Here is an 8,360-nt window from a genome sequence, read left to right on the forward strand (position 1 = left end):
TTCTGGGGCGGCGCTCCCCCCGGGGGCGGGGGCCGCTTGTCGCGGTTCCGGTCGTCCCGGACGGGTGGCCGGCTCGGGGGGTGCGGTGGTCTGTCCCGGGCGGGGTGTCGGCTTGGGGGCGGCGGTCCGCCCCCGCTGCGCGGTACGCCGCGGATCCGTGCCCCGTTCCGGGCCGGCGGCCCGGTCCCGCTGGGCACCCGGCCCTGGTTCGGTGGCGCGTCCGGGGTCGGCGGCGCGCCCCGGCCGCGTTCCGCGCCCCGCACCGCGCCGTGCCACCGGCCCCTTCGTGGGGGACGGCGTGTTGTGGAAGTTCCGGTCAGGCACAGTCTCACCACCCTGCGTTCCGTCCCTCCCACCTTCCCCCGGTCGGGCGGTTTGACGCCCGCGGACGAGTGGCGGTCCCGCGCGGAGCTTGCCCGCCGCGGCCGCGAGGCTCCCTCGGGCCCCGGTTAGTGTGGGGGACATGCGTCTCCACGTCGTCGACCACCCCCTGGTCGCCCACAAGCTCACCACGCTGCGCGACCAGCGCACCGACTCCGCGACCTTCCGCCGTCTCGCCGACGAGCTGGTCACCCTGCTCGCCTACGAGGCCACGCGCGACGTGCGCACCGAACAGGTCGACATCCAGACCCCGGTCTCGCAGACCACCGGCGTCAAGCTCTCCCACCCGCGTCCGCTGGTGGTGCCGATCCTGCGGGCCGGTCTCGGCATGCTCGACGGCATGGTCCGGCTCCTGCCGACCGCCGAGGTGGGATTCCTCGGCATGATCCGCAACGAGGAGACGCTGCAGGCCTCCACGTACGCGACCCGCATGCCGGAGGACCTGTCCGGCCGCCAGGTGTACGTGCTGGACCCGATGCTGGCCACGGGCGGCACCCTGGTCGCGTCGATCCAGGAACTGATCAAGCGCGGTGCCGACGACGTGACCGCCGTGGTGCTGCTCGCCGCACCCGAGGGCGTCGAACTCATGGAGCGCGAGCTGGCCGGCACGCCGGTGACGGTCGTCACGGCCTCGGTCGACGAGCATCTGAACGAGCAGGGCTACATCGTCCCGGGCCTCGGCGACGCGGGCGACCGGATGTACGGAGCGGCCGAGTAGTAGTACCCGGAAGCGTCGCTCAGCAGCTCTTCTTCTCCGCGGTCGGCGCCGGCTGCGGCGCCGTCAGCTTCGCCAGCGCCGCGTCCGCGGCCGCCGGCTCTGCCAGCCCCTTGAAACCGTTGCCGATGACGAGGTCGACCTCGGCCCCCTTGCGGTCCGCGTCGGCGCGGTGCTCGGCGCCGGGGAGCTGGGTGCCGAGCACGGTGAGCGAGGTCTTCAGGGAGGCGGCCGGGCCGAGCAGCAGGCCCGTGCCGTCGACCTTCTTGTCGTACTCCTTGGGCGCGTTGCTGACGTCACCGACGCGGAAGCCGCGCTTCTTCAGCTCGTCGGCGGTCTTCTGCGCCAGGCCGCTGCGGGTCGTCGCGTTGAGCACGTTGACGGTGACCTGCCCCGGTTTCGGCAGCTTCGCGGCGGCGGGCGGGGCGCTGGCTTCCGGGCTGGTGGTGGCACAGGGCGCGGTACCGGCTGCCGAGGCCTTGTCGCCGCCGGTGAAGACGTCGATGAGCTGCAGTGTGCCCCAGCCGAGCACCCCGAGGACCGCGACGCAGGCCACGGCGACGAACGCGAGCCGACCGCGGCGCCGGGCCGGGCGCATCCGCGGGTACTTGTCCCCCGTGATCTTGTACTGGCCACCCATGCCGGGAGGAGTCAGCATGCTCATGGCCGCAGCGTAGTGCGCCGGAGCGGCGATGCCTATTAGATGATCAGTCGACGTTCCGCGGTTTGGGGCAAGCCAACCCGAAAGGGTCAGTCGAAGCACCGGAGAGGCGCCGGAGAAGCACCGGAGAGGCGCCGGAGAAGCACCGAAGAGGCGCCGGAGAGGCATCGGGAAGGGGCGGACAAGCGGCGGAGAGGCGACCAGAGAAGGCTCCACCGGACCGGCGCGTCGTCGGCCGCGCGCGTCAGTCGAGCTCGAGGACCCGTGCGTGCAGTACCTGGCGCTGCTGCAGTGCGGCCCGCACCGCGCGGTGCAGTCCGTCCTCCAGGTACAGGTCGCCCTGCCACTTCACGACGTGCGCGAAGAGGTCGCCGTAGAAGGTGGAGTCCTCGGCCAGGAGGGTCTCCAGGTCGAGCTGCCCCTTGGTCGTCACGAGCTGATCGAGGCGGACCGGGCGCGGAGCGACGTCCGCCCACTGCCGGGTGCTTTCCCGGCCGTGGTCGGGGTACGGCCGGCCGTTTCCGATGCGCTTGAAGATCACACGGAAAGCCTACCGGCCCGGACGATGCGGGCGCAGCCATGGCGGCCGAGTGCGGCGCGGGAAAAGACGCCGTAAAGGGGATCAAACGGGAAGGTGTGTACGGCACCGGTTGGACGGGGAGGGGTGCGGACACCGATGCCGGTACGGATACCCGCACCCCTCCCCTGCCGATACCGGTAGGGGCTGCTCCGCCGTCGGCCTGTCGTGTTCAGCCGCGGCTTCCCTCCCGCGGGGCGCGCCCGTTCTCGGTTCCGGCCTCGGCTACGGCCACGGTTTCGGCCTCGGTTCCGGTCCCGGCCCGTGGCCGGGGTTCGGGCCGCGGGCTTCGGCGGGCGGCCTCGGCGCGCAGCAGGGCGCGCAGGACGGCGTAGGGGTCGTGGGGCATGGCGGTACCTCGTTCTGTCTCCGGGGGTGTTCCTGCGTGCGGGGGCAGTCCCCGTCAGCAGCGCAGGACCACGGAGCGCAGAACCTGCGCGGAGCCCGTCGGCCGGCTCGGAACGGCAGGAGCGAGGAACGGCTCGGGGCGCACACGACGCCGCCCGGTTCCCGCACGGGGGAGGGGTCGCGCCGAGGCGGCACGCCGGGCACCGCGTACGAGCGCCGGGCGGACGGTGTCGAGGTGGTCGTACTCGGCCGCCGCGCCCGTCACCGCGGCGGCGGGCGCCGCCTGGACCGTCGCGGGCGTGCAGGGCAGGAGCAGGGCGAGCAGCAGTACCAGCACCCGCGGCCACCGGGCGCGCGCGGCGCGGGCGGTGGTGGTGGCGTGCGGTACGGGGCTCACGTCAGTCGTGTCCCCGCCCGGCGTACGCCGCCCATCGCGCCGGGCTCGAGAACCGCCCGCCCGGCGTAGCGCCGACCGCCCGCCGTCCGCGACGCGGAGCGCGCCCCTCCGTATGTCCTACTTGCCGGAGGCCTTCGCCGCCGCCTTCATCTCCTGTTTGTGGGCCCGCACCTTCGTCAGGGACTCCGGTCCGGTGATGTCCGCGACGGAGCGGAAGGAGTCGGGTTCGCCGTAGGCGCCCGCCGCCTCGCGCCAGCCCTCGGGGCGTACCCCGAGCTGCTTGCCGAGCAGGGCGAGGAAGATCTGGGCCTTCTGCTTGCCGAAGCCCGGCAGCCCCTGCAGCCGCTTCAGCAGCTCCGGACCGGTCTCGACGCCCCGCCAGACGCCCTCCGCGTCACCGTCGTACGTCTCGACGAGGTACTGGCACAGCTGCTGGACGCGGCCCGCCATCGAGCCGGGGTAGCGGTGCACGGCGGGTTTCCCGGAGAGCAGCGCCGCGAAGCTCTCGGGGTCGTACGCCGCGATGTCGTGCGCGTCCAGGTCCTCCGCGCCCATGCGCCGCGCGATGGTGGACGGCCCCTTGAACGCCCACTCCATGGGCACTTGCTGGTCGAGCAGCATGCCGACCAGCGCGGCGAGCGGACTGCGTCCGAGGAGCTCGTCGGCCTCGGGGTCCTGGGCGAGGTGCAGTGTGACGTCCATGCCCCGATGATCGCGCGTGTGCGCTCAGGACGCGCGCCAGTACCCCAGCGCGTTCACCCGCTGCTTCGGAACGCCCAGCTCCTTGCGGGCGTACGAGGCCAGCGCCCGCGTGGTGGCCGTGTCGCAGGCGATCCAGACGTACGGCTCGGGGGTGGCCCGCACCAGTTCCGGCAGCGCCTCCTTCACCTGTGCGACGAGGTGCCGGCCTGCGTCGCGGCGCGGTACCGCCCGTACCTCGTGCCGCTCGGGATCGGTGCGGAAGGGGAGTCCGTCGCCGGTGCCGCCCTCGAACCAGATCGTCGCCGGCACCGGCCCCAGCGCGTCGAGGAGGGAGTTGAGGGCGGGCAGGGACGCCGGGTCCGCGCACGCGAAGAGGCGCGAGGGGGCGGGGTCCGGGACGTCGAAGCCGGTGCCCTGGACCGTGGCCTCGATCGTGTCCCCCGGCTTCGCCGCCCGCGCCCAGTCGCTCGCGCACCCCTCGTGCAGCGCGAACTCCATGCTGAAGGTGCCCGCCGCCGGGTCGGGGTCGACGAGCGTGTACCCCCGCTGGTGCGGCTTCCCGGCGTTCTGGAACCACAGCCGTACCCACATGGTCGGGTGCACGCCGGTCGCCGCCAGCATGCCGCCGTCGGTCAGCCGGAGCCGCCGGAAGCCCGGGGCCACGTCCTGCGCGTCCGTCACGGTGAACTCGAAGTCCTTGGCGCGCATCAGCTTGAGGACCGCGCCCTCCCAACCCCGCCCCTGCGCCATCGTTTCCCCACCCTTCGCGTACTGTGCGGCCACCACGCCAGTGACTTAGGTGAGCCTAACCTAAAGGGAAGTAGGGGCACAGGGGTGAGGGCCGAGACCTACCGCGACGCCTGGGGGATCCCGCACCTGCGCGCGGACAGTCCGCCGAACCGGCCCGCGCCCCGGGCCGGGTGACCGCCCGCGACCGGGCCTGGCAACCGGAGACCGAACGGCACCGCGCCCGGGGCACGACCGCCGCCCGGATGCGGGCGCACAAGGCGGAACTCGCCTTCCTCCGCCGCGGGGTAGCGTTCCCCGGGTGACGCACCCGCCGACCGCCGAGGAACTGATCGCCCACTACGCCCTGGAGCCGATCCCGCGCGAGGGCGGCCTCTTCCGGCGCACCTGGGCCGGCCCCGAACGCCCGGACGGCCGCGCGGACGAGCGCCCAGACGGCCGTCCGGACGAGCGCCCGGCGGGCACGGCCATCGTGGCCCTGCTCACCGCCCGCCCGGACGACTACTCCGCCCTGCACCGCCTGCCCACCGACGAGATCTGGCACTTCTACCTCGGCGACCCGCTGGAACTGCTGCTCCTCGGTCCCGGCGGCGACGCTCGTACGGCGGTACTCGGCCCGGACGTCCTGGGCGGACAGCACGTGCAGTTCACGGTGCCCGCCCGTACCTGGATGGGCGGCAGGGTCGTGGCGGGCGGCGCGTGGTCGCTCTTCGGCTGCACGATGGCGCCCGGATTCACCTACGGGGACTACGAGCACGGCGACGCGGCCGACCTGACGGCGCGCTACCCGGCCGAGGCGGCCCGGATCGTGTCACTGTGCCGCCCATGAGCGCACCCGTACCCGTTCCCGCCCCCCTCCTCGACGGACAGGTCGCCCTGGTCACGGGCGCGGGCGGCGGCATCGGCCGGGGGATCGCGCTGCGGTTCGCCCAGGAGGGCGCGGCGGTCGCGGTGCACTGCCGTACGGCGGTGGAGGCGGCACGCGACGTGGCGGAACGGATCCGGGAGCACGGCGGACGCGCCACGGTCCTGCGCGCCGACCTGACCGGCGAGGACGCCTGCCGGCGCGTGGTCGAGGACGCCGCCGACTGGGGCGGCGGACGGCTCACGGCGCTGGTCAACAACGCGGGCGTGCAGCCCGTGCGGGAACTGCCCGGCATGACGGCGGCCGAGTGGCGGGCGGTGCTGGACACCAACCTCACCGGCGTCTTCGCCTGCACGCAGGCCGCGGCCCGGGTGATGCGGGACCAGGAGGGCGGCGGCACGGTCACCCACATCGCCTCCATCGAGGCGGGCGCCCCCGCGCCGGCCCACGCGCACTACGGCGCCTCGAAGGCGGCGGTGGTGATGCACGCCCGTTCGGCGGCCCTGGAGTACGGCCCGTGGGGGATCAGGGTCAACTCCGTCTCGCCCGGCCTCGTCGACCGGGACGGACTCGACGAGGCCTGGCCGGAGGGCGTACGGCGCTGGCAGGGGGCGGCGCCCCTGGGGCGGCTCGGGCGCCCGGAGGACGTGGGCGATGCCTGCGTGTTCCTCGCCTCCCGGCTGGCGTCCTGGATCACGGGTCACGACCTGGTCGTGGACGGCGGGGTGACGGCCCGCCCGTCGTGGTGAGGAACCGCCGGGCACGTCGGTGAGCGGGACGGCCTCCGCGTCCGTACGTATGTATCGGCGAGGCAGTGGGTCCCGACGACGGAGATGCGACGTGAGGTGTGCCGGCGGTGTGCGGGCTGCGGCCCGACGGGGAGCAGGGCGGCGGCTGGTGCTGCTGGGCCCGGTGCTGGTCCTGCTCCTCCTCGGCGGTGCGGGACCGGCCTCCGCGCACGCCGCCCTCACCTCCACCGACCCCGAGGACGGCGCCGTCCTCCAGAGTGCCCCCGGCCGCGTGACGCTGACCTTCAGCGAGTCCGTCGGCCTGCGCGACGACTCCTTCCGCGTCCTGGACCCGGGCGGCCACCGCGTCCGCGCCGGGGAGACCGGGCACGCGGACGGCCGCTCCGACACCGCCCGCGTCGCGCTGCCCGGCGGGCTCGGCGAGGGCACATACACCGTGGCCTGGCGGGTGGTCTCGGCCGACAGCCACCCCGTCTCCGGCGCCTTCACCTTCTCGGTCGGCAAGCCCTCGGCGACGGTCGCGTCCGTCGCCACCGGCCCCGCCGAGGACCCGCTCACCACCAACCTGCACCGGATCGCCCGCTACCTCTCCTACCTCGCCGCCGCCCTCCTCATCGGCACCGCCGCCTTCGTCGCCCTGTGCCGCCCGCCGGACCCCGCCCCGCTGCGCCGGCCCCTGGTGGCGGGCTGGTGGACCCTGCTGGGCGCCACCGTCGCCCTGCTGGTGCTGCGCGCCCCGTACGAGGCGGGGACGGGACCTTCCGCGGCCCTGGACCCCGGCGCGCTCGGCGACACCCTCACCGCTCGCCCCGGCGCGCTGCTGCTGATCCGGCTGGGCCTGCTGGGGCCGGTCGCGCTGTTCCTCCTCCACACCTCGCACGCGTCCGGCGCGGACCGGTACCGGCCGCGCGGCCCCCTGGCCGCCGCCGTGGGCGCCGTACTGGCCGCGGGCCTCGCCCTGACCTGGGCGGCCTCGGAGCACGCCTCCGCCGGTATCCAGGTGCCGCTCGCGATGACGTCGTCCACCCTGCACCTGCTCGCCACCGCGGTCTGGCTCGGCGGCCTGACGGCCCTGCTCGTCACCCTGCGCTCCGCCGGGGACGCCGCCACGGTCGCCCGCTTCTCCCGCGTCGCCCTCGTCTCCGTGACGGTTCTGGCGACCACCGGCGTCTACCAGTCCTGGCGCGGCCTCGGCTCCTGGGAGGCGCTCACCGGGACGACGTACGGCAGGCTGCTGCTGGCCAAGGTGCTCCTGGTGGCCGTACTGCTGGCGGTGGCGGCGGTGTCCCGGAGGTGGACGGCCGCGCTGGCGACGGGGGCGGCGGCCGCCGTGTGCGAGCCCGAGCAGGCACGGGAGCGGGTCCCGCAACCCGCGGGCGGCCCACCGGAGCCGGCGCCCGCCCCGGAGCAGTCCTCCGCCCCCGCGGACGGCGAAGCCCCGCCGCGAACCGGACCGGAGAGCGCGCCCGCCGGACCGATGACCGGGTCCGCCGGATCGCAGGCCGAGCCCGAGCCCGAGCCCGCTCTCCGCCGCGGCCTGCGCCGTTCCGTGCTCGCCGAGGCCGCCGTCGCCGCCGTCGTCCTGGGGGTCACGACCGTGCTGACCAGCACCCTGCCCGGCCGGGCGGCGGACGAGGCGGCGCGCGCCGTGCCCGCGGGCGGCGTGCTGCCCGCGTCGGTCACCACGATCCCCTTCGACATCGGCACCGCGGGCCGCGGCACGGTCCAGATCACCCTGGACCCCGGCCGCACCGGCGACAACGCGGTCCAGGCCGTCGTCTTCGGCCCCGACGGCAGCCTGGCCGCCGTACCCGAACTGCGCCTCTCCTTCACCCTCCCCGACAAGCAGGTCGGCCCCATCGAGGCCGACCTGGTCGACCGGGGCGGCTACTGGAGCGCCAACACCGTCACCCTGCCCCTCCCGGGCACCTGGACGATGAAGACGACGGTCCGGGTGTCGGACATCGACCAGGTGAGCGAGACGCGGCGGATACGGGTGGAGCGGTAGGCGGCGCCGGCCCTGCCCGGAGCGTGCTACGGGTGGGGGCCCTGCCCGGCCCGGAGCGTGCTACCGGGACTATTCGCAGTGCACCGGGCTTCAGCCCGGTGGTGAAGCGAATCTGAGGGCTGCTCTGACCTCAGCTGTGTGCACGGATCCGCACTGTTCACCTCAGCCCAGGTCAGAGCGGCCGGTTCTGCTGCTCGATGTACTGCTTCA

Annotated in this window: 10 protein-coding genes and 1 pseudogene; 5 read left to right on the plus strand and 6 right to left on the minus strand. The window is 74.7% G+C overall.

Translation table 11 applies throughout. From position 1 onward, the window contains the following. Positions 1 to 463 precede the first annotated feature (463 nt). Positions 464 to 1,099, plus strand: coding sequence for a uracil phosphoribosyltransferase (upp, locus tag HZS56_RS36450; protein WP_216725097.1), 636 nt, complete (start codon positions 464 to 466; stop codon positions 1,097 to 1,099). Between the two features lie 19 nt (positions 1,100 to 1,118). On the opposite strand, the gene HZS56_RS36455 is transcribed toward upp, so the two are convergent. The 6 genes from HZS56_RS36455 to HZS56_RS36480 all read right to left on the minus strand — a co-directional run bounded on the left by HZS56_RS36455 (position 1,119) and on the right by HZS56_RS36480 (position 4,531). Continuing rightward, positions 1,119 to 1,736: a LytR C-terminal domain-containing protein gene (locus HZS56_RS36455; protein WP_216725103.1), complete on the minus strand. Its 618-nt coding sequence runs from the start codon at positions 1,734 to 1,736 to the stop codon at positions 1,119 to 1,121. Between the two features lie 265 nt (positions 1,737 to 2,001). After that, positions 2,002 to 2,298, minus strand: coding sequence for a type II toxin-antitoxin system VapB family antitoxin (locus HZS56_RS36460; protein ID WP_003999914.1), 297 nt, complete (start codon positions 2,296 to 2,298; stop codon positions 2,002 to 2,004). Positions 2,299 to 2,506: 208 nt separating this feature from the next. Then, a complete protein-coding gene (locus tag HZS56_RS36465; protein WP_216725105.1) occupies positions 2,507 to 2,683 on the minus strand; it encodes a hypothetical protein in 177 nt (58 codons plus the stop codon). A 54-nt stretch (positions 2,684 to 2,737) separates the two neighbouring features. Further along, entirely contained in the window at positions 2,738 to 3,079 is a 342-nt protein-coding gene (locus HZS56_RS36470) for a hypothetical protein (RefSeq protein WP_216725098.1), read from the minus strand. Positions 3,080 to 3,196: 117 nt separating this feature from the next. Then, complete coding sequence (locus HZS56_RS36475) at positions 3,197 to 3,781, minus strand: HhH-GPD-type base excision DNA repair protein (protein ID WP_216725099.1); 585 nt, start codon at positions 3,779 to 3,781, stop codon at positions 3,197 to 3,199. Positions 3,782 to 3,805: 24 nt separating this feature from the next. Continuing rightward, positions 3,806 to 4,531 carry a siderophore-interacting protein gene (locus HZS56_RS36480; RefSeq protein WP_216725100.1) on the minus strand — a complete coding sequence of 242 codons (726 nt, stop codon included), beginning with the start codon at positions 4,529 to 4,531 and terminating at the stop codon, positions 3,806 to 3,808. Between the two features lie 84 nt (positions 4,532 to 4,615). Here HZS56_RS36480 and HZS56_RS38640 point away from each other — a divergent pair. The 4 genes and pseudogenes from HZS56_RS38640 to HZS56_RS36495 form a co-directional block, all read left to right on the plus strand. Next, positions 4,616 to 4,770 (plus strand): annotated as a pseudogene (locus HZS56_RS38640) (penicillin acylase family protein); the annotation flags it as partial. Between the two features lie 59 nt (positions 4,771 to 4,829). After that, a complete protein-coding gene (locus HZS56_RS36485) occupies positions 4,830 to 5,357 on the plus strand; it encodes a cupin domain-containing protein (RefSeq protein ID WP_216725101.1) in 528 nt (175 codons plus the stop codon). Further along, positions 5,354 to 6,142 carry an SDR family NAD(P)-dependent oxidoreductase gene (locus HZS56_RS36490; RefSeq protein ID WP_216725102.1) on the plus strand — a complete coding sequence of 263 codons (789 nt, stop codon included), beginning with the start codon at positions 5,354 to 5,356 and terminating at the stop codon, positions 6,140 to 6,142. The genes HZS56_RS36485 and HZS56_RS36490 overlap by 4 nt, the downstream gene beginning before the upstream one ends. Positions 6,143 to 6,290: 148 nt before the next feature. Further along, on the plus strand, positions 6,291 to 8,150 hold the full coding sequence (locus tag HZS56_RS36495; RefSeq protein ID WP_216725104.1) for a copper resistance CopC/CopD family protein: 1,860 nt from the start codon (positions 6,291 to 6,293) through the stop codon (positions 8,148 to 8,150). The last annotated feature ends 210 nt before the right edge of the window (positions 8,151 to 8,360 follow it).

It is taken from the genome of Streptomyces mayonensis, from assembly GCF_018982965.1.
Classification (GTDB): domain Bacteria; phylum Actinomycetota; class Actinomycetes; order Streptomycetales; family Streptomycetaceae; genus Streptomyces; species Streptomyces mayonensis.

Coding starts and splice junctions, on each gene's coding strand:
- upp (WP_216725097.1), top strand. CDS start 464: ATGCGTCTCCACGTCGTCGACCACCCCCTGGTCGCCCACAAGCTCACC.
- HZS56_RS36455 (WP_216725103.1), bottom strand. CDS start 1,736: ATGGGTGGCCAGTACAAGATCACGGGGGACAAGTACCCGCGGATGCGC.
- HZS56_RS36465 (WP_216725105.1), bottom strand. CDS start 2,683: ATGCCCCACGACCCCTACGCCGTCCTGCGCGCCCTGCTGCGCGCCGAG.
- HZS56_RS36475 (WP_216725099.1), bottom strand. CDS start 3,781: ATGGACGTCACACTGCACCTCGCCCAGGACCCCGAGGCCGACGAGCTC.
- HZS56_RS36480 (WP_216725100.1), bottom strand. CDS start 4,531: ATGGCGCAGGGGCGGGGTTGGGAGGGCGCGGTCCTCAAGCTGATGCGC.
- HZS56_RS36490 (WP_216725102.1), top strand. CDS start 5,354: ATGAGCGCACCCGTACCCGTTCCCGCCCCCCTCCTCGACGGACAGGTC.